Annotated in this window: 18 protein-coding genes; 6 read left to right on the forward strand and 12 right to left on the reverse strand. The window is 63.8% G+C overall.

Features of this window, described 5'->3' with window-relative positions:
- Window positions 1–993, forward strand: a complete 993-nt coding sequence (locus tag VF716_RS04395; RefSeq protein WP_111481969.1) for a YhdH/YhfP family quinone oxidoreductase — start codon at window positions 1–3, stop codon at window positions 991–993.
- Between the two features lie 267 nt (window positions 994–1,260).
- Here VF716_RS04395 and VF716_RS04400 read toward each other — a convergent pair whose 3' ends face one another.
- The 8 genes from VF716_RS04400 to VF716_RS04435 form a co-directional block, all read right to left on the reverse strand.
- Window positions 1,261–1,761, reverse strand: a complete 501-nt coding sequence (locus VF716_RS04400) for a DUF934 domain-containing protein (RefSeq protein WP_048329100.1) — start codon at window positions 1,759–1,761, stop codon at window positions 1,261–1,263.
- Window positions 1,745–3,403: a nitrite/sulfite reductase gene (locus VF716_RS04405; protein WP_045632067.1), complete on the reverse strand. Its 1,659-nt coding sequence runs from the start codon at window positions 3,401–3,403 to the stop codon at window positions 1,745–1,747. Before VF716_RS04405 ends, VF716_RS04400 begins: the two co-directional genes overlap by 17 nt.
- A 337-nt stretch (window positions 3,404–3,740) precedes the next feature.
- A complete protein-coding gene (locus VF716_RS04410; protein WP_011913361.1) occupies window positions 3,741–3,956 on the reverse strand; it encodes a DUF2970 domain-containing protein in 216 nt (71 codons plus the stop codon).
- A 127-nt stretch (window positions 3,957–4,083) separates the two neighbouring features.
- On the reverse strand, window positions 4,084–4,614 hold the full coding sequence (locus VF716_RS04415) for an Hsp20/alpha crystallin family protein (RefSeq protein ID WP_011913360.1): 531 nt from the start codon (window positions 4,612–4,614) through the stop codon (window positions 4,084–4,086).
- 151 nt (window positions 4,615–4,765) lie between these two features.
- Window positions 4,766–5,215, reverse strand: a complete 450-nt coding sequence (locus tag VF716_RS04420; RefSeq protein ID WP_011913359.1) for a hypothetical protein — start codon at window positions 5,213–5,215, stop codon at window positions 4,766–4,768.
- 28 nt (window positions 5,216–5,243) lie between these two features.
- Window positions 5,244–6,554, reverse strand: coding sequence for a leucine-rich repeat-containing protein kinase family protein (locus VF716_RS04425; RefSeq protein ID WP_011913358.1), 1,311 nt, complete (start codon window positions 6,552–6,554; stop codon window positions 5,244–5,246).
- A 91-nt stretch (window positions 6,555–6,645) separates the two neighbouring features.
- Window positions 6,646–7,674 (reverse strand): RNA methyltransferase, encoded by a 1,029-nt coding sequence (locus VF716_RS04430; protein WP_011913357.1) that lies wholly within the window; start codon window positions 7,672–7,674, stop codon window positions 6,646–6,648.
- A 22-nt stretch (window positions 7,675–7,696) separates the two neighbouring features.
- Window positions 7,697–8,845, reverse strand: coding sequence for an MFS transporter (locus tag VF716_RS04435; protein WP_017246119.1), 1,149 nt, complete (start codon window positions 8,843–8,845; stop codon window positions 7,697–7,699).
- A 439-nt stretch (window positions 8,846–9,284) separates the two neighbouring features.
- Between VF716_RS04435 and VF716_RS04440 the strand changes: the two genes are divergently transcribed.
- On the forward strand, window positions 9,285–9,584 hold the full coding sequence (locus VF716_RS04440; protein ID WP_013982886.1) for a DUF1883 domain-containing protein: 300 nt from the start codon (window positions 9,285–9,287) through the stop codon (window positions 9,582–9,584).
- 40 nt (window positions 9,585–9,624) lie between these two features.
- On the forward strand, window positions 9,625–10,614 hold the full coding sequence (locus VF716_RS04445; protein ID WP_045632071.1) for a DMT family transporter: 990 nt from the start codon (window positions 9,625–9,627) through the stop codon (window positions 10,612–10,614).
- Window positions 10,615–10,619: 5 nt separating this feature from the next.
- Here VF716_RS04445 and VF716_RS04450 read toward each other — a convergent pair whose 3' ends face one another.
- Window positions 10,620–11,144 carry an AAA family ATPase gene (locus VF716_RS04450; protein WP_045632072.1) on the reverse strand — a complete coding sequence of 175 codons (525 nt, stop codon included), beginning with the start codon at window positions 11,142–11,144 and terminating at the stop codon, window positions 10,620–10,622.
- Window positions 11,141–11,701: a nicotinamide riboside transporter PnuC gene (gene pnuC, locus VF716_RS04455; protein WP_041771940.1), complete on the reverse strand. Its 561-nt coding sequence runs from the start codon at window positions 11,699–11,701 to the stop codon at window positions 11,141–11,143. The genes VF716_RS04450 and pnuC overlap by 4 nt, the downstream gene beginning before the upstream one ends.
- Before the next feature lie 230 nt (window positions 11,702–11,931).
- Between pnuC and VF716_RS04460 the strand changes: the two genes are divergently transcribed.
- Entirely contained in the window at window positions 11,932–13,029 is a 1,098-nt protein-coding gene (locus tag VF716_RS04460; RefSeq protein WP_111481971.1) for an acyltransferase family protein, read from the forward strand.
- A 98-nt stretch (window positions 13,030–13,127) separates the two neighbouring features.
- On the opposite strand, the gene VF716_RS04465 is transcribed toward VF716_RS04460, so the two are convergent.
- Window positions 13,128–13,454, reverse strand: a complete 327-nt coding sequence (locus VF716_RS04465; RefSeq protein ID WP_095460134.1) for a DUF5629 family protein — start codon at window positions 13,452–13,454, stop codon at window positions 13,128–13,130.
- Between the two features lie 54 nt (window positions 13,455–13,508).
- On the reverse strand, window positions 13,509–17,201 hold the full coding sequence (gene metH, locus VF716_RS04470; protein ID WP_197861269.1) for a methionine synthase: 3,693 nt from the start codon (window positions 17,199–17,201) through the stop codon (window positions 13,509–13,511).
- 163 nt (window positions 17,202–17,364) lie between these two features.
- Here metH and VF716_RS04475 point away from each other — a divergent pair, with 163 nt between their 5' ends.
- Together VF716_RS04475 and nfuA are read left to right on the forward strand one after the other, a co-directional pair.
- A complete protein-coding gene (locus VF716_RS04475; RefSeq protein ID WP_440551987.1) occupies window positions 17,365–19,641 on the forward strand; it encodes a fatty acid cis/trans isomerase in 2,277 nt (758 codons plus the stop codon).
- A gap of 123 nt (window positions 19,642–19,764) precedes the next feature.
- Window positions 19,765–20,349: a Fe-S biogenesis protein NfuA gene (nfuA, locus tag VF716_RS04480; RefSeq protein ID WP_011913347.1), complete on the forward strand. Its 585-nt coding sequence runs from the start codon at window positions 19,765–19,767 to the stop codon at window positions 20,347–20,349.
- The last annotated feature ends 59 nt before the right edge of the window (window positions 20,350–20,408 follow it).

Raw genomic sequence — 20,408 nt, forward strand, 5'->3', positions numbered from 1 at the left:
ATGAGCAGCTTCAAGGCACTACAAGTCAGCGAGACCGAAGGTGGCCGTTTCGAGTCGAAGGTCGTCGAGCGAACCACCGAAGACCTGCCCGCCGGTGAGGTGCTCATCCGGGTGCGTTATTCCTCGCTGAATTTCAAGGATGCGCTGTCGGCCAGTGGCAATCGTGGCGTGACCCGGGCCTATCCACATACTCCGGGGATTGATGCCGCCGGTGTCGTGGCCTTGTCCAGCGTGGCCGAGTTCGCCGAAGGCGATGAAGTGATCGTCACCGGCTATGACCTGGGCATGAATACCGCCGGCGGCTTCGGTCAATACATTCGGGTTCCGGCCGCCTGGGTCATCAAGCGTCCGCAGGGACTGTCACTACGTGACGCGATGATACTCGGCACAGCCGGCCTGACTGCCGCACTCTGTGTCGACAAGCTGGAACAGGCTGGTCTCGAGCCGGGAGACGCGCCGGTGCTGGTGACCGGTGCGACCGGCGGTGTCGGCAGCATTGCGGTGGCGTTGCTGGCCAGCCTCGGCTACAAGGTCGCGGCCGTGACCGGCAAGGCCGACCAGGCCGATTTCCTGACCCGCCTGGGGGCCACGCAGATCGTCGAACGTGCTGCATTGCAGGCCGGCGTGGACAAGGCCTTGCTGAAGGAGCAGTGGGGCGGGGCGGTGGATACCGTGGGCGGGGACATTCTGTTCAACGTGGTCAAGTCGCTGCAGCGCGGCGCCAGTGCGGCCTGCTGCGGTCTCACTGCCGGCACGCATTTCCAGGCCAGTGTACTGCCGTTCATCCTTCGCGGCGTGAACCTGCTGGGCGTGGACTCGGTGGAGATTCCGCTGGTGGTCAAGGCATCCATGTGGGACAAGCTGTCGTTGCAATGGAAGCTGGCCAACCTCGATGAGCTGGCCCATGAGATCGGTCTGGAGCAACTGCCGGAGGCCATCGAGCGCATCCTGGCGGGCGGTCAGGTCGGGCGCGTGCTGGTGCGTCTGGATTGAGGGCTGACGAAGCCTCGCCTGGTCAATCGGTACGATAGTGGCAATGAATTTCCTCAGGCGCTGTGTTTGGTCGAATCTATCGCCACTCCTGACCGCAACCGAGGAAATCGCTTATGAAAAAGCTGGCCGAAAAGATCAAACAGATCGCTTCCGGAAAAAAGACCGCTGCAGTGCCCGTGCCGGTCGAGCATCCGAACTTCTGGATGTACCAGTGACGCCAATGAAAAGCCCGCCAATTGGCGGGCTCTTCACTTACTGGCGTTGCCGTCAGACCTGACGGCGACGGAACAGCGGGCGCTCGTCGTCGGCCGCGGCCTGATAAGTCACCGAGAAGTCCTTGAGACCTTCCAGTGCATCGACGGGATCGCGATCGGCGCGGATGGCGAAGGCGTCGAAGCCACAGCGGCGCATGTAGAACAGCTGGTCGCGCAGCACATCGCCGATGGCGCGGATCTCGCCCTTGTAACCGTAGCGCTCACGCAGCAGGCGCGCGCTGGAGTAGTGACGACCATCGGTAAAGCTCGGGAAGTTCAGCGCGATGACCTGGAAGTACTCCAGGTCGTCAGCGATATCTTCCACCTGCTCATGGGCATCGAGCCACACACCCAGGCCACCGTCACGGGCTTTGAGCGCATGTGCATGATCGAGCCACAGGTGCAGCGGCACGATCAGATCGTCGCTGTTGCACAGGTCGTCCAGGGTCTGCTCCTTGGGGAGCAGGTGCCAGGTTTCGTCGACCAGCTGGTCGTTCTTAATGATTCGCTGCATAGACGCGCTCCTTGAAGGGATCAATGCCGATGCGGCGGAAAGTATCGATGAACTGCTCATCTTCGGTACGCTGCTCCACGTAGACGGTGATGATCTTCTCGATCACGTCGGGCATCGCATCCTGGGCGAAGGATGGGCCGAGGATCTGGCCGAGGCTGGCGTCGCGGCCAGAGCTGCCGCCCAGCGAGACCTGGTAGAACTCGGCGCCTTTTTTGTCCACGCCGAGGATGCCGATGTGGCCGATATGGTGATGGCCACAGGCGTTCATGCAACCGGAGATGTTCAGGTCGATGTTGCCCAGGTCGAACAGGTAATCGAGGTTGTCGAAGCGACGCTGGATGGCCTCGGCGATCGGGATCGACTTGGCGTTGGCCAGCGAGCAGAAATCGCCGCCCGGGCAGCAGATGATGTCGGTCAGCAAGCCGATGTTCGGCGTGGCCAGACCCAGCTCGCGCAGTTCGTGCCACAGCTCGAACAGCCTGGTCTGCTCCACGTCCGCCAGGATCATGTTCTGCTCGTGGGAGTTGCGCACTTCGCCAAAGCTGTAGCGATCGGCCAGATCGGCGATGGCGTCGAGCTGCTTGTCAGTGACGTCGCCAGGGGCCACGCCGGTACTCTTGAGCGACAGCGTCACGGCGGCGTAGCCGGGCTTCTTGTGCGCCACGACGTTGCGCTGGCGCCAGCGGCCGAAACCGGGATGTTCGGCGTCCAGCTGGGCGAGGGCGGCGTCCTGATCCTGCAGAGCCTTGTACTGCGGATCGACGAAGAACTTGCTGACGCGCTGCACTTCGGCTTCGGTCAGGGTGGTGGGGCCGTCTTTCAAGTGCGCCCACTCGGCGTTGACGCGCTCGGCGAACACTTCAGGCGTCAGCGCCTTGACCAGGATCTTGATGCGCGCCTTGAACTTGTTGTCGCGGCGGCCGTAACGGTTGTAAACCCGCAGGATGGCATCGAGGTAGCTCAGCAGGTGCTGCCACGGCAGGAATTCGTTGATGAAGCTGCCGACGATCGGCGTCCGGCCGAGGCCGCCACCGACCGAAACGCGGAAGCCCAGCTCGCCTGCATCGTTCTTCACCGCTTCCAGGCCGATATCGTGCACTTCGATCGCAGCGCGATCGCTCACTGCGCCGTTGACGGCGATCTTGAACTTGCGCGGCAGGAAGGCGAACTCGGGGTGGAAGGTGGACCACTGGCGGATGATTTCGCACCAGGGCCGCGGGTCGATCAGCTCATCACGAGCCACGCCGGCGAACTGGTCGGTGGTGGTGTTGCGGATGCAGTTGCCGCTGGTCTGGATGGCGTGCATCTGCACCGTGGCCAGCTCGGCGAGAATCTCGGGTACGTCTTCCAGCTCAGGCCAGTTGAACTGCACGTTGGTACGGGTACTGATATGGGCATAGCCCTTGTCGTAGCGACGAGCGATCTCTGCCAGCTTGCGCACCTGCGTCGAGGAAAGCAGGCCATATGGCACGGCAATGCGCAGCATGGGGGCGTAGCGCTGGATGTACAGGCCATTCTGCAGGCGCAGCGGGCGGAATTCCTCATCAGCGAGTTCACCGGCCAGGAAGCGGCGGGTCTGGTCGCGGAACTGCCGGACCCGATCCTCGATGATGTGTTGGTCGTACTGGTCGTAAACGTACATAAATGTCCTGTTCTCAGGCTGCTACAGCTTTCGCGCGCACGGCCGCGCACCCATTTAGGGAGGGCGGCACGATACCAGCTACTTGTTATGCGCAAAAGTGATGTTTGGGAATATGTTTAGAACTAAACCAAGCGAAATGGACTTACGGCCAACACGCCTTGAGCAACCTCGTTCCCTGGTCTTAACTGCGAGAAGAACAGGCTGCGACCGTAGCTGCTAGAGGAGAAGTCCCGTGAGAAATGACCAGCGCGACAGTGTTGTGGATGCCGCGGCGATATTTGCCTTGATCATGCTCGCCGTGGGAACGGCGATTTTCTGGGTCAGCCACCAATAGCGGCTACAGGCCCGCCAGATAAAGCACGAGCTTGACCACACCCAGGACGATCAGCACGAACAGTACGGTGAACCCCACGCCGAGAATGATGAAGTGGCTGGGTTTGCCGTGGCTGAAGTCTCTTGCCCGGTTCTTGCCGCTTTGCACACCCAAGGCGGCGGCCAGCACACTGCCGAGCATTTGCCGCAATGTCAGGTTCTTTTCCTGCTCGTCGTTCATGGCTGCCTCGAATCAGGGTTTTCCGAAGTCTAGTCGAGTGATCCGAGGTCGGCGGAGCGTTGAACCGGGCAGCCCGCATCAAGGGGGGAGGAGGGCCGGCCATGCTGGCAGCCGGCCCTTTCGCTGGTCATTCGGCCTTGACCGAGATGGTCTTCGCTCCTTCACCAGTGCCGGGGTGCTTGGGCAGCGAAACACGTAGCACACCCTTGCCGAACTTGGCTTCGATCTGCTCGCGATCCACCCCGTCCGGCAGTGCGAAACTGCGCTGGAAACTGCCGAAGGAGCGCTCGGACAGGTGATAGCCGTCCTTCTCCTCCTTGTGCTCCTGGCGCTTTTCTCCCTTGATCACCAGGCTGTTGCCGACCAGCTTCACCTCGACATCCTTTTCATCGAGGCCAGGCAACTCGGCGGTGATCTCGAAGGAATTTTCCTTCTCGACCACATCTACCGCCGGCATCCGGCTGGGGCCGCCCTGCCAGAGAGGCGCCGTCTCCAGGCCGTGGCGACTGAAGGGCAGATGCCAGGGGCGATCGAACTCATCGAAAAGTCGGTCGACCTGTCGCCGCAGGGTGTCGAAGGGGCGCCATGGGTCTTGCGGTGCCGCCGGCACCTTCTTTTCATCCGTACTGACTGCAGGTTTGTTCGAAGCGTCGTTCATTTCACAAACTCCTGTAGAAGCTCGGGAAGATCAGAGCGCATTTAGTGTTCTACCGGCGGGCAGATTGAAGTTTGATTCCGATCAACCCCGATCCACTCTCCGCGCGTCATTCAGCGTAGCGTCTTCCTGGCCAGCTACAAGACGCAGGCGGTCAGAGGCTCTCCTTGAACCAGTCCCAGAGTCCGAGGGAAAAATCGGGGAACAGATTGATCCCCAGCGCGGATTTGAGCAGGTAGAGGATTACCAGCCCGACCAGGGCGGAAAACAGCAGGAAGAGGGTCGCCAGCGCAGCCTTGGCGATCAGCGACAGGTTCTGCTGCGGGCGGGTCAGGTTGCGCTTGTTGCGCCCCGCGACGATCGCGAAATAGTAATGATTGCGCCACAGCCGCACCGTGCCGCGCAGGTCGACCCGGTGCCTGACCCAGGAGCGTGCGCCGAACACACCGCGCAATGCCGCCAGCTGCTCCTCATTGAACGAATCACGCAGGTGCTCGGGCAGCCGCTGCTTGAGTCCACGAACGAAGGGGTCCTGGTCCAGCGGAGTGTCGGCGTAGGGCTTGGGATAGGGCGAGCGCGGCTCGTCCGCTTCGGGTGAGGTCATGGCTGTGTAATCGCTCCGGTAATGCGCGTCAGAGCGCGGCGAGAAGGCTATGCAGACGGTCGAAGTCCGGTCGCTGCTCGATGTTGTCGTTCAGGCAATGTCGTTGCAGATCCAGCAGGACATGCTGACGTGGATCGGTGTCCGGGCAGCGTTGCAGCAATTCTTCCAGCAGGCAACCGAAAGCGCGGGCTTCGATGCGCTTGAGGCGCTGTCCGGCTGCGCTGTCGGGCTCGAAGAAGGAGGCCGCGCCGAAATCGCTGAGCAGGCAGGCGCCACTTGGATCAACCAGCAGGTTGTGGGCATAGAGGTCGCCATGCAGGATGCCGCGGCGGTGCAGGTGAGCAACGGCGGACGCGACGCCGCTGGCGATGCGCAGGACCTGTTCGAGGCTGAAACGCTGCTCGGCACCGTAGCTGTCGCGCGTGCAGCTGGCCAGCGAGGGTGGCCCGGCCAGGGGTTGGAAGCCAGGGTCGACGAGATCCATCAGCAGACCGGGCGTCAGCTCTGCGTGGTCGGCAAGTGGGCCGGCGACGTCGATCAGGTTGGCGTGACGGCCAGCCGCCACGCACGCGGCCATTTCGCTATGCGGCAGGCCGTCGCTGGTGACGTGTCCCTTGAACAGCTTCGCCGCCATGGGTCGCGGCGCCTGGCCGGACACCTGCCATTGCGCTCGGTGAATGACGCCGGAGGCTCCTTGGCCGAGCTGTTCATGCAGGATGACTTGCGCCCGAGCAATTGCCGGCAGCGAGTGGCGTGCAAGGCTCGCGGCCTCGTTGGCGTCGCTGAAGGGGTTGCCGGCGAAGGCCAGCCAGCTCAGGCGCGGCAGTGTCAGCAGCCAGTCTGGCAGCAGCTGCAGGCGGTTGGCGGCGATGCGCAACAACTCTAGGTGGGTGCATTCGGACAGGGACGGCGGCAGGCTGGTCAGCCGGTTGCCGGCGAGCATCAGCTTCTGCAGCCTTCGGCAGTTGCCGATCTCGTCGGGCAGGCTTTCCAGCTGGTTATCGGTAAGGATCAGCCAGCGCAGAGCCGGCGGCAAGGAATCGGCAGGCAGATGACGAATACGATTGGCCTTGAAGCCGACCATTTCCAGCTGCGGGCAATCGCCGAGACACTCCGGCACCTCGGTGAACGGGTTGTCCGAGCAGAACAGGATCCGCAGCTTGCGCAGCCGGGATAGGTCGGCTGGCAGGCTGTCGAGCTGGTTGCCCGAGAGGTTCAGCACTTCCAGCGTATCGGCGAGGCCGAAGATCGCGTCGGGAAAGGCGTCAAGGCCGGCGGAAAGATCAAGGCGGCTGATGCCGGCCAGTTCGCCACGTTCGAGTTGTTCCAGGGTATGCATGCGGTGTTGCGCTTTCCTTGCTGAGATGAACACCGAAACGGCGTCTGCTACAGCGCTCCGACAGCCGTTGGCGAGGTGGGTTCAGGCCCGATCAGCGCGGCCGCCTGCGTCCGAGCACGTGCTCGGCGCGGGCGCGCAGCTGGCCGCAGCCGCCATCGATATCCTGGCCGGCCGAATTGCGCACCTTGGTCAGCACGCCGCGGCTGTGCAGATAGCGCACGATCTGCACGATGCGCTCACCCTCAGGCCGCTGGTACGCGTCGTCTTCCAGGCTGTTGTAGGGGATCAGGTTCATCACCGCATACTTGCCCTTGAGCAGGCGCAGGATACCGTCCATCTCCTCCTGGTTGTCGTTGATGCCCTTGAGCAGCGTCCACTGATACTGGATCGGGAAGCCTGTCGCGCGGGCGTAGGTCTCGCCAAGCTCGACCAGTTCCTCCGGGGCGATCTGCGGTGCGCGCGGCAGCAGCGCCTGGCGCAAGGCACCGTCGGTACTGTGCAGCGATAGCGCCAGGGCCGGCTTGACCCGTTGCTGTGGCAGGCGCTCGAACACGCGCAAGTCTCCGACGGTGGAAAACACCAGGTTCTTGTGACCGATGCCGCCCTCCGTACCGAGCAGGTCGATCGCCTCGAGTACGTTGTCTAGGTTGTGCGCCGGCTCGCCCATGCCCATGAACACCACCTTCTTCACCGGGCGGAAGCGGCGGGCGAGGGCGACCTGAGCAACGATTTCGGCACTGCCCAGCTGGCGCAGCAGGCCGCTCTTGCCGGTCATGCAGAACACGCAGCCCACCGCGCAGCCGACCTGGCTGGACACGCACAGCCCGTCGCGCGGCAGCAGCACGCTTTCCACCATCTGCCCATCGCCAAGCTCCACCAGCAGTCTTGCCGAACCATCGGCGGCCGGGTGCTCGGAGCGCAGGCGGGCCAGTGCATCGATTTCCAGGCTCAGCGCCGGCAGACCTTCGCGCACGCTCAGCGGCAGGAAGTCCTCGGCCTGCTGCTGGCGCCGCCCGACATCGAGCGGCAGGCCCTTGAGCCAGGCGCGGGTCATCCGTCCGATATGACGGGGCTTGGCGCCGATGTCGGCGAGGCGTTGCTGGAAGTCGGGGATGCGCATAGGGCGCGCATTCTAGCCGGGCTCACGCCGCGAAGCGACGGCAGAACGGCACGATACCGAGCAGCAGGACGGCGAGCAGTGCGAAGGCCATGCCCAGCGAGCTGAAATGGGCGACCATGCCCATCATCGCCGGGCCGGCGAGCACGCCGGCAAAGCCAATGGTAGTGGCGACGGTGACGGCCAGCTGTACCGGCATGCCGTCCTGCCGGCTCAACGAGGAAATCAGCACGGGCGAAACGTTGGCGCACCCCAGGCCGCACAGCCCATAGCCGACCAATGCCAGCGCCCAGTGCTCGGCGGTCAGGCTCAGACCGATGCCGAATGCCGCCAGCATGCCGCCGAAGGCGATGACCCGCGCCGTGCCTAGGCTGTTCACCAGCGGAGCGCCAGCGAAACGGGCGATGGTGACCATCAGCGCGAAGGCCGCATAGCCGAGCCCGCCTCTGGCGACTTCCAGGCCTTTCTCGCCGGTCAGATAGAGCGCGCTCCAGTCCAGCACGGCGCCTTCGGCGAGGTAGACGACGAAGCACATCAGGCCGACCAGCATCACCAGCCCGGTCGGGCGGACGAAGGCGAGGCCACCACCGGGCGCGCGATTCGGCAGATAGCCGCGCGCAAGGGCCAGGTTCGCCGCCACGATCACGCCGATCATCATGAAGCTACCGACCTCCGGTGCCAGACCCAGGCTCAGCAGGCCGGTCAGCACCAGCGCACCACTGATGGCGCCGAGGCTGTACATGCCGTGAAAATTGGACATCAGCCGGCGGCCGACAGCGGTTTCCACCAGCACCGCCTGAATGTTCATGATGACGTCGATGACGCCCAGGCTGCCGCCGAAACAGAACAGCGCCAGGCCCAGCCACCCGATCGAATCGGTCAGCGCCATGCCGGCCAGCGCCAGGGCCAGCAGCGCGACACTGCACAGCTGCACCGGGCGAATGCCCCAGCGGGCCACCAGGACGCCGGAAATGGGCATCCAGGTCAGCGAGCCGATCCCAATGCACAGCAGCAACAGACCGAACACCGCATCGGTCATCTCGATGCGTTCACGGACGTAAGGCACCAGCGGCGCCCAGACGGAAAGGCCGAAGCCGGCCATGAAGAAACCGCAACGGGTCGCGTTGCGCACGATGGGGGCATCAATCTGAACGGTGTTACGAACCGCGAACATGGGCGGCGGACCTCGATAAGCAGGAAATGGATGTGCAGGAAAAGGCGCGACTGGGCGCCATCACCACACGGCCAGCAATCCGGTATCGAAGAGAAACAGCAGCCGACTTCCTGCGGGCAGGCTGACAGAGCAGGGACGTGACGTGCTGTACATGGCAGGAAGCAGACTTTCGGGTAGGTCGGCAGAGCATACACAACCCGGTCCGTAGGACAACCCGCTCGCGGCGAGCGCGGCCAACCTCGGCGCATCAGGCCCAGGGCGATACCGATACGAGCGCCGATGTCGCCCGTCCACATGTCGATGGCCACGCCAAGCAGGATGTCCTGGGTCAGCCACTTGGGCTGCATGCCTTGTGCGGACCGGGATCGTCGGCAGGCCGGTTCCAGCGGTATGCATGCTATCGTTCTGCGCTTTGCCGCAAACCGTGTCGGAGCAGTTGATGAAGTTCATACACCAGCGCGAGCACCTTGAAGAAGGTGACATCGTCGTTATCCAGTGTTCGCAGACCTGCAATATTCGTCTGATGAACGACGCGAACTTTCGCAGCTTCAAGAATGGCGGCCGGCACACTTACCACGGCGGTGCGTTCGACCGTTTTCCAGCGAAGATCGTCGCGCCAAGCTCGGGTTTCTGGAACATCACCCTGGACACCGTTACTCGGCGCCCGATCAGCGTGACGCGCAAACCGAACCTCACCTATTCCATCAAGGTCATTCGACGGTCGGCGTCGCGTTCATAGACGCCGCGCCAGCCCGAAACCATCCCGCCGGAGCGAAGATTTGAGTCGTCGCTATCAAGAGCCCAGCCATGCGCCCACCATCAGCCGAGACGATCCGCGCGCAGGCGCGACGACGCGGGGCCATGAGCGCAAGCGTGTCACTCAGGCCCATCTCGGCATGCTGCTCTGGGCGCTGTTCGTCGGGCTTTCCTTTCCCGCGGTCGGGCTGCTCAGTGACGGGCTGCCCCCGTTGCTGCTGACGGCGATGCGCTTCGGCATCGCCGCGCTGGTACTCGCGCCGCTGGCGTGGCGCCAGAGCGACGGGCGCCCGGGCTGGCGAACCCTGTTGCTCTATGCGGCCATGGGGCTCTGCCTGGCGGGCTTCTTCGGCACCATGTTCTGGGCGGCGCATAGGGTCAGTGCACTGTCCATGGCGACCCTGTTCGTCAGCGTGCCGCTGCTGGCGTACTGCCTCGGCCGGGGGCTGGGCGTCGAACAGCGCGCGGGCAGGCTGCTCGCCATCCTCGCGCTCGGGGCGAGCGGGGCGCTGGGGCTGGCCTGGGCCGAAAACGGCGGCGACTTCTCCGGGATGCAGCTGGGCTTCGGCGAGCTGGGTTTCTTCTTCGGCTGCGTCGCCTCGGCGCTCTATCCGGTGCTCAGCAAATGGGGGCTGGCCAACGGATCGTTGCCGACCCAGGCGGGCCTGCGCACCTTCTGGAGCCTGGTGGCGGGCGCTGTGCTGATCGGCCTGATGGGGGCGATATGGGAGCGCCCGGCGGCACTGCTGCACATGAATCTGCTGGACCTGCTGCTGGTGACCTACCTCGGCGTGTTCTCCAGCGCGATGACCTTCTTCCTGCAGCAGCGCGCCACCAGCGCACTGACCCCCGGGGCGGTAACGGCCTACAGCTACCTGGTGCCCTTCGTCTCGATGCTGTTGCTGTTCTTCGATCAGCCCGCGCGCATGGGTTGGCACTGGCTGCCGGGCAGCCTGCTGGTCATCCTCGCCATCGGCCTGCTGCTGCGCCAGGACGGGCAGCCAAGCCGCTGAGGCGGTCAGCCATCCAGCAGCGCTCGTGTCCAGGCAATTGCCTGACGTTCGCGCTCGGCCCAGTCACCTGCGATTTCAACGAACGGCTGCCGATGCTGCCGAAGCCAGTCACGGCATTGCTCGTAGAAGCGCTGCCTGTCGTCTAGATCCGGCTGGCAGCGCTGGCCGTCCGCATGCCACTCAGCGCCTGTGGGCGAGAGCAACAGGTGCTGGTGGTATTCGCGCGCCTGCAGTTCGGCTTCCAGCCAATCGGGGCAGTCGCCGAACAGCGTGCGGCTCCAGAACATGTTGCTCAGCAGATGGGTGTCGAGGATCAGCAGATGCGGTGCGGCGGCCCGTGCGGCGTCTTCTCGGGCCAGTTGGCCGCGGGCAATGGCCGGGACGTCGGCCAGCGTCGTGTCGCGTTGCGTCCGCTCGATGTAGTGACGCACGTACTCGTCGACCACGAGGCCGCCAAAGCGGCGTCGCAAGCGATCGGCCAGCCAGCTCTTGCCGGTGGATTCCGGTCCGGTGAGCACGACGACTTTCATCGGGCGGCCACCAGGGTCGCACGCCATTCACGCAGCCCCATCACCGCCAGCGCGGTGAACAGCGCGTAGAGCCCGGCCGTCAACCAGTAGCCCTGGAAGCTGAAGAAGCCGACAAACAAGGCATCGACCACGATCCACAGTGGCCAGCACTGCAGGCGCTTGAGTGCCATCCACAGCTGCGCGAGCAGGCTGAAGGCGGTCAGGCTGGCATCGATCCAGGGAAACGCCGCCTCGGTGAAGCGAGCCATTGCGCTGCCGAGCAGCAGGCTGCCTAGCACCGCCATGCCGATGCCGACCAGCACTTCCGGCCCGCTGGCCAGGCTCACGCGCCGGCCGTTTCCGTCGGTGCCGCGGGTCCAGGCCCACCAGCCATACAGCTGCATCGCCGCGAAGACGCCGTGCAACAGCACCTGGGAGTACAGCTTGGCATCGAAGAAAAACCATGCATACAGCGACACCATGCCCAGCCCGATGGGCCAGCACCAGCTGTTCTGCCGCACGGTCAGCCAGACGGCGACAACGCCCAGCAATGAGGCGATCAGTTCGAGAAGCGACATGGCGGTGACCGGTGGCGAAGAACGAGGGGCGCGATCATAACGGAGCCGGGCCTCGTCCGGATCGCGGCCGGCGAGATTGAACGACCCCGACATCGACCTGTCTTGGACAATGCAAAGGCGCAGCGGGAGGCTGGCCTGATGTCGAACGAGGCCGCGAGGCGATGGAATCGATCCTGAATGACCCAGGCAATGGCTGGTAGTCGCGGCGGCTGGCGAACAACGGATGGCTTATGAGTGATGCCGGAGCGCGGCACGGCAAGAATCGCAACATTCAATTTCTTCGTGGCCTGGCAATCGTGCTGGTGCTGCTGGCCCACGGCTCGGTCATGCTGATAGGTGCCGAGGCTGTCTGGTGGGATGGGGTGCTGCAGCGCTTCCTGCCGGGTGTCGGAGTCGACCTGTTCTTCCTGATATCCGGCTTCCTGATGGGTGCAACCTTCCTGCGCAAGCACAGGCAATTCGACGCGGCGGCGGTGTACGGGTTCTACAAGAAACGCATTCGCCGCGTGCTGCTGCCGACCTGGTTCTGGTCTGCGGTGGTATTGCTGTTCGCCGTGCTCGAGCCGCCACGCGGCGTACCCAGCTATTCGCTGGACACCCTGCTGGGCGTGACGGCGAGCGCGGCGTTCTTTCTCGCCAATGTGTTCAACGCGCTGCACGAGACGGATTTCGGCTACTTCTGGTCGATCGCCCTGGAAGTACAGTTCTACCTGCTTTTCCCGCTGCTGCTCCTGCTGGGCAGGGCGTTCTGGCCGGCGGTGATCGGCATCGTGCTGTGGTTCAGTTTTGCCAATCCGTTTGCGCCCGAGTGGCTGTTCCGAGCCAACGGGCTGTTTCTCGGCCTGTTGCTGTGGAAGCTGTCGTCCCTGGAATCGTTTCGGCTGGTCGAACGGGACATCGAGGCGATGTCGCCTGTGAGCAAGGTGCTGGTGATGGGCCTGTCGGTGCTGGCGGCCAGCGTGCTGGCCATCGCGCTGGAGCCGTTCGCGTCGTTCCGCTGGGCGGCGACGACGCTGGTGCTGGCCGTTCCTTTCATGCTCGCGGCCTGTTCCGGCGAAGCCATCTTCGGCAGCCTCTCGCGCCCGCTGGAAGCCATAGGCCAGGTTTCCTTCTCGCTGTACCTCTGCCATATCCCGGTCTGGCTGCTGTGCATGCACTGGCTGGACGATCAGCCGGTGCTACCGCGCGTTGCGCTCTGCGTGACGGTCTCGCTGATCGTCGCCGGGCTCAGCTACCGGTATATCGAGCGCCCGCTGACCGAAGGGGCGGTATTGCGTGAACCGGCGATTGACGAGGCGGGCACCCGCGCAGCCGTCCGCAGCCGTTGACGGATGGGGGCGCCTAGCTGGGGGCGCCTTTCTGGCGTGCCTGGATGGAGGGCGCCCGATGGGGGCGCCTCAACGGGGTGCGGCTGAGGTGCAGTGGACTACTCGTCCTCGTCCTCGCCGCCAATGGCGCTGAGGCATTGCAGGCGATGCGGGCCTTCCAGCAGCCAGCTTTCATCTTCGGCGTCGCGCTGCGCCTCCATGATCTGGTTGTAGCTGAACTGCCACTGGCGGCGGGTCCGGCCGTCCACCAGGTCGATGGTCAGCAAGGTGGCCTCGCTGGCGAACGGCTGGTTGGCTTCTGCGGCTGCGTCGGCCTGATCCAGCATGGCTTCGTCGAGCGCGAACTGCCACGCGTGCAGGCCGTCGATGATCAGCATGTCGGCATTTTCGAGTTCGTCGATCAGCCAGGGTATTTCCGATGACATGGTGCACTTGCTCCGTGGATCGAACGCAGGCGTCGGGAGACGCCCGCGTCGAGATCAGTTGTCGTAGCCCAGGTTCGGCATCAGCCAGCGCTCACTGATGGCCAATTCCTGGCCCTTGCGCTGGCTGTAGCTTTCCACCTGATCCTTGTCGATCTTGCCGACAGCGAAATACTGCGCCTCGGGATGGGCGAAGTACCAGCCGCTGACCGCCGCGGTGGGCAGCATGGCGTAGTGCTCGGTGAGCGTGACCTGGCTGATGCCGTCGGCATCCAGCAGCTGGAACAGCGTGCCCTTTTCGGTGTGGTCCGGGCAGGCCGGGTAACCGGGGGCAGGGCGGATGCCCTTGTACTGCTCGCGGATCAGCTCCTCGTTGCTCAGCTGTTCATCCTTGGCGTAGCCCCAGTACTGCTTGCGCACCTGTTCGTGCAGCCATTCGGCGCAGGCCTCGGCGAGGCGGTCGGCCAATGCCTTGACCATGATCGAGTTGTAGTCGTCGCCCTTGTCCTGATAGGCCTTGGCCAGCTCCTCGGCGCCGATGCCGGCGGTACAGATAAAGCCGCCTACATAGTCGGTGATGCCGCTGTCCTTTGGTGCGACGAAATCGGCCAGCGACAGGTTCGGCTTGGCGTCCGGCTTGATGGTCTGCTGGCGCAGGTGATGCAGGGTGGCCAGCTTCTCGCCGTTGTCACCGTACACTTCCAGGTCATCGTCCTGGACCTGGTTGGCTGGCCAGAAGCCGAACACCGCACGTGCGCGGATCAGCTTCTCGTCAACCAGCTTTTTCAGCATGGCCTGGGCATCGTTGAACAGCGAGGTGGCCGCTTCGCCAACCACCTCGTCTTCGAGGATGCGCGGATACTTGCCGGCCAGGTCCCAGGCAATGAAGAAAGGCGTCCAGTCGATGTAGTCGACCAGGGTGCGCAGATCGATGTCTTCCAGCACCTGGCGGCCGGTGAAGCTCGGTTTGACCGGGACGTAGCCGCTCCAGTCGAACGGCGGCTTGTTGGCGATGGCATCGAGGTAGCTCAGGCGTTCGGTGCGCGCACTGCGGTTGGCGGTGCGCTCGCGGATCATCGCGTACTCTTCGCGGGTCTTGTCGACGAACGCCGGCTTGAGTTCCTTGGACAGCAGAGTGGTGGCCACGCCGACTGCACGCGATGCATCGGTGACATAGACCACTGCATCGTTGCTGTACTGCGGGTCGATCTTCACCGCGGTGTGCGCCTTGGAGGTGGTGGCGCCGCCGATCATCAGCGGCAGGCTGAAGCCCTGGCGCTGCATTTCCTTGGCCACATGAACCATTTCGTCCAAGGAGGGGGTGATCAGCCCGGAGAGGCCGATGATGTCGCACTTCTCGGCGATGGCGGTCTGCAGGATCTTTTCCGCCGGCACCATCACGCCCATGTCCACCACGTCGTAGCCGTTGCAGCCCAGTACCACGCCGACGATGTTCTTGCCGATGTCATGCACGTCGCCCTTGACGGTCGCCATGAGGATCTTGCCCTTGGCTTCCGGCTTGTCGCCCTTTTCCGCCTCGATGAAGGGGATGAGGTGTGCCACGGCCTGCTTCATCACGCGGGCGGACTTGACCACCTGGGGCAGGAACATCTTGCCCGCGCCGAACAGATCGCCCACCACGTTCATGCCGCTCATCAGCGGGCCTTCGATCACCTCGATGGGGCGTGCGCACTGCTGGCGGCACTCCTCGGTGTCCTCCACGATGAAGGCGGTGATGCCCTTGACCAGCGCGTGCTCGAGGCGCTTGTCCACCGGCAGATTGCGCCATTCCTCGGTCTCGGCTTCCTTGACCGAGCCATCGCCCTTGTACTTGTCGGCGATCTCCAGCAGCGCCTCGGTGCCGCCGGCGCTGCGGTTGAGCACCACGTCCTCGACCGCGTCGCGCAGCTCCTTCGGGATCTCGTCGTAGATCTCCAATTGGCCGGCGTTGACGATGCCCATGGTCAGGCCCGCCTTGATCGCATGGAACAGGAACACCGAGTGGATCGCTTCGCGCACCGGGTTGTTGCCGCGGAACGAGAACGACACGTTGGACACGCCGCCCGAGGTCAGGGCATAGGGCAGGTTGTCGCGAATGAAGGCGCAGGCTTCGATGAAGTCGACGGCGTAGTTGTTGTGCTCTTCGATGCCGGTGGCGATGGCGAAGATGTTCGGGTCGAAGATGATGTCTTCCGGCGGGAAGCCCACCTCGTTGACCAGGATGTCGTAGCTGCGCTGGCAGATTTCGCGCTTGCGTGCAGCGGTATCGGCCTGGCCGGCTTCGTCGAAGGCCATCACCACCACCGCGGCGCCGTAGCGCTTGCACAGGTGGGCGTGGTGCTTGAACTGCTCGACACCTTCCTTCATGGAGATGGAGTTGACGATGCCCTTGCCCTGGATGCACTTGAGGCCCGCCTCGATCACTTCCCACTTGGAGGAGTCGATCATGATCGGCACGCGGGAGATGTCCGGCTCGCCGGCGATCAGGTTGAGGAAGGTGACCATGGCCGCCTTCGAATCCAGCATGCCCTCGTCCATGTTGATGTCGATCACCTGGGCGCCGGCTTCCACCTGCTGCAGGGCCACTTCCAGCGCCTCGGTGTAGTTCTCCTCGCGGATCAGACGGGCAAACTTGGCCGAACCGGTGATGTTGGTGCGCTCGCCGACGTTCACGAACAGCGAGCTGCGGTCGATGGTGAAGGGCTCCAGGCCCGACAGGCGGCAGGCCTTGGGAATGTCCGGGATCACGCGCGGCGGGTACTTGGCCACCGCCTCGGCAATCGCCTGGATATGCGCCGGCGTGGTGCCGCAGCAGCCGCCGATGATGTTGAGGAAACCGCTGGCGGCGAATTCCTCGACCACCGCGGCCATTTCTGCCGGCGTTTCGTCGTACTCGCCGAAGGCATTGGGCAGGCCGGCGTTGGGGTGGGCGGACACGTGGGTGTCGGCCTTGTTGGCCAGCTCTTCCAGATAAGGGCGCAGGTCCTTGGCGCCCAGGGCGCAGTTCAGGCCTACGGAGATCGGCTTGGCATGGCGCACCGAGTTCCAGAACGCCTCGGTGGTCTGGCCTGACAGCGTGCGGCCGGAGGCGTCGGTGATGGTGCCGGAGATCATGATCGGCAGCTCGACGCCATCTTCCTCGAATACCTGCTGCACGGCGAAGATCGCCGCCTTGGCGTTCAGCGTGTCGAAGATCGTTTCGATCAGAATCAGGTCGGCGCCGCCCTCGATCAGGCCACGGGTGGCTTCGGTGTAGTTCTCCACCAGCAGGTCGAAGGTGACGTTGCGGTAGCCGGGGTTGTTGACGTCCGGCGAGATGGAGCAGGTGCGGCTGGTCGGGCCGAGCACGCCGGCGACGAAGCGCGGACGGTCCGGCGTTTCGGCAGTCTTGGCGTCCGCCACTTCCCGGGCCAGGCGCGCGCCTTCGACGTTCAGCTCGTAAACCAGCTCTTCCATGCCGTAGTCGGCCTGGGAAACGCGAGTGGCGTTGAAGGTGTTGGTTTCGAGAATGTCAGCGCCGGCATCGAGATAGGCTTTCTCGATGGCCTGGATGACGTCGGGGCGGGAGAGCAGCAACAGGTCGTTATTGCCCTTCACGTCGCTCGGCCAATCGGCGAATCGCTCGCCCCGGTAGTCGGACTCCTCCAGCTTGTAGCTCTGGATCATGGTTCCCATACCACCGTCGAGAATCAGGATGCGCTGGCTGAGCGCGTGCTGGAGGGCCTGAAGTCGGGCGTTGCGAGCGGACATGGGAACTACCTGAAAAGCGGGAACGAAAAGAGCGCGAATGATAGCAAAGCTGCATGCTTTTTTAGCTGTCGCGCATTTGCATGAAGATTATTCAGGTTGGGCAGGCAAGCGGCGTTTGTCGTGCACGCATTAGAATGCAGGGTCACTTTCAGGCGTTCGTTTCATGTCCCACCGTTTCTGGCTCGGCTGTCTGTTCCTGCTCATCGGCAGCGCTGCACAGGCCGAAGTCCTCTCCTATCAGCGCGATATCCAACCGATCTTCACCGCCAAGTGCGTGGCCTGCCATGCCTGCTATGACTCGCCGTGCCAGCTCAATCTGGGCAGCGGCGAGGGTGCCGAGCGTGGTGCGAACAAATTGCCGGTGTACAACGGCGTACGCTCCAAGGCCCAGGCCCCGACTCGCCTGTTTCTCGACGCCGAAGGCGAGCAGGCCTGGCGACGCAAGGGCTTCCATTCGGTGCTCGACGCCCAGGGTGGTCAGGCGGCGCTGATGGCGCGCATGCTGGATCTGGGTCGCAGCCAGCCGCTGACGCCCAATGCCAAGCTGCCTGCGGAGCTGAATATCGGCATCGACCGGGAGAACAACTGCCCGTTGCCCGACGAGTTCGATGGCTATGCTCGCAAGACCCGGCACGGCGGCATGCCTTTCGCCGTGACCGGCCTGAGCGATAAGGAATACGCCACCGTGCAACGCTGGCTGGAGCAGGGCGGCGCGGTCGAGCCTCGACAGCTGCAGCCCTCGGCCCGGGAAGCGACGCAGATCGAACAGTGGGAACGCCTGCTCAATACGCCAGGCCCGCGCGGCAGCCTGGTCGCGCGCTGGCTCTATGAGCACCTCTTTATTGCCCATCTGTATTTCGAGGGAGGCGAACCCGGTCACTTCTATCAGTTGGTGCGTTCGCGTACGCCCAGCGGCGAGCCGGTCGATGCGATCGCCACGCGACGGCCGAATGACGATCCGGGTACCCGTTTCAGCTACCGCCTGCGGCCCATCAGCGACGTGATCGTGCACAAGACGCATATCACCTATCCCTTGAGTGCGACGAAGCTGGCGCGGGTCAGAGCGCTGTTCTTCGCAGGCGACTGGACCGTCGAATCGCTACCCGGTTATGGCGCGAATCACCGGGCCAATCCGTTCAAGACCTTCCAGGCGATTCCTGCCGAGGCGCGATACCAGTTCATGCTGGATAACGCTGAGTACTTCGTGCGCACCTTCATTCGCGGCCCGGTCTGCCGAGGCCAGATCGCCACTGATGTCATCCGCGACAACTTCTGGGTGTTCTTCCAGGACCCGCAGCACGATCTCTATGTCACCGATCGGCGCTTTCGTGAGCAGGCCACACCGCTGCTGGCCATGCCGGGGCAGTTCGACGAAATGGGCGACCTGCTGGCGTTCTGGAAGACCTATCGCGTGAAGCGCAACCAGTACGAGCAGCTGCGCACCAAGGCTTACGCCAACGCACCGGCCGATTGGCCGCAGATCTGGGCGGGTAACGACAACGCCTTGCTCAGCGTGTTCCGCCAGCATGACAGCGCCTCGGTGCGCAAAGGGCTGATTGGCGAAATTCCGCAGACGCTCTGGTGGATGGACTATCCGCTGCTGGAGCGCACCTATTACCAGCTGGTGGTCAACTTCGACGTGTTCGGCAATGTGTCCCACCAGGGCCAGACGCGGCTGTATTTCGACCTGATCCGCAACGGCGCCGAGCTCAACTTCCTGCGGCTGCTGCCACCTGCATCGCGTCAGGCCATCCTGGATGATTGGTACGAGAAAAGCGGTCAGCTCAAGCTGCTGCTGGCCTACACATCGGTCGACCGCGCGACACCCACACAGCTTGCGCTGGAAAGTGGCGATCCCAAGCGCGCGTTCGCCCGGCAGCTGCTGGCGCGGCACGCGGGTATCAACGCCGCTCCCGACCCGATCAACCGCTGCCAGGGCACGCACTGCTATCGCGACGACCAGCCGGCCGAGCTGCAGCGTGTCGAACAGGCGCTCAGCCGACTGACCAACCGGATGGCGGCCGGTATGCCTGCCATCCTGCATCTGCCCGAGGCGACCCTGGTGCGGGTCGAGTACGCCGGGGACCGCCGGGAAATCTACAGCCTGCTGCGCAACCGGGCTCACAGCAATGTGGCGTTCATGTTTGGCGAGTCGCTGCGCTGGCAGCCGCGCCTGGACACCCTGACAGTCTATCCGGGCATCCTCAGCAGCTACCCGAACTTCATCTTCAACCTGCCGGCGGCGGACGTCCCGACCTTCGTTGCGGCGATGGAGCAGGTGAAGGCGGGCGCCGATCTCGAGCGGCTGGTCGAGCGCTGGGGCATCCGCCGCAGCCATCCGCAGTTCTGGCACTACTTCAACGATCTGTCGCGCTATCTCGAGGAGACCGAGCCGGTAGAGGCCGGCGTTCTGGACATGAACCGTTATGAAAACCTCTAGCAGGCGTTCCAGGGCGATCCACGGAGCGTGGAACTTGAAATCCGATAGTCCGACTAAAATACTAGGACTTAACCGTGGCAGTGGTTTGACGTACACTGCCACGCATGTCTGCGAGGAGTTCCCATGAGCGCGATCACCATTACCGAAGCTGCACACGATTATCTGGCCGACCTGCTCGCGAAGCAGAACACCACCGGCATCGGAATTCGCATCTTCATCACCCAGCCCGGCACGCCCTACGCGGAAACCTGTATCGCCTACTGCAAGCCCGGTGAAGAAAAGCCGGACGACATCGCCCTGGCACTCAAGAGCTTCACTGCCTGGATCGACGGTACCAGCGAGCCATTTCTGGAAGATGCGCTGGTCGACTACGCCACCGACCGCATGGGTGGCCAGCTGACGATCAAGGCGCCGAACGCCAAGGTGCCGATGGTCAATGAAGACAGCCCGATGAACGAGCGCATCAACTACTACCTGCAGACCGAGATCAATCCGGGGCTGGCCAGCCACGGCGGCCAGGTGACGCTGATCGATGTGGTCGAGGAAGGCATCGCCGTGCTGCAGTTCGGCGGCGGTTGTCAGGGCTGCGGCCAGGCGGACGTGACCCTGAAAGAGGGTATCGAGAAAACCCTGCTGGCCCGGATTCCCGAGCTCAAGGGCGTGCGCGACGTGACCGATCACACCAACCGCGAGAACGCCTATTACTGATGGCGGCGGCCCGGCGGCGGCTTCCGCCGGGCCGTTCGGCAGGTTTCCAGGCAAAATGC

It is taken from the genome of Stutzerimonas sp. Brlt_14 (assembly GCF_051948915.1).
Taxonomy (GTDB): domain Bacteria; phylum Pseudomonadota; class Gammaproteobacteria; order Pseudomonadales; family Pseudomonadaceae; genus Stutzerimonas; species Stutzerimonas stutzeri.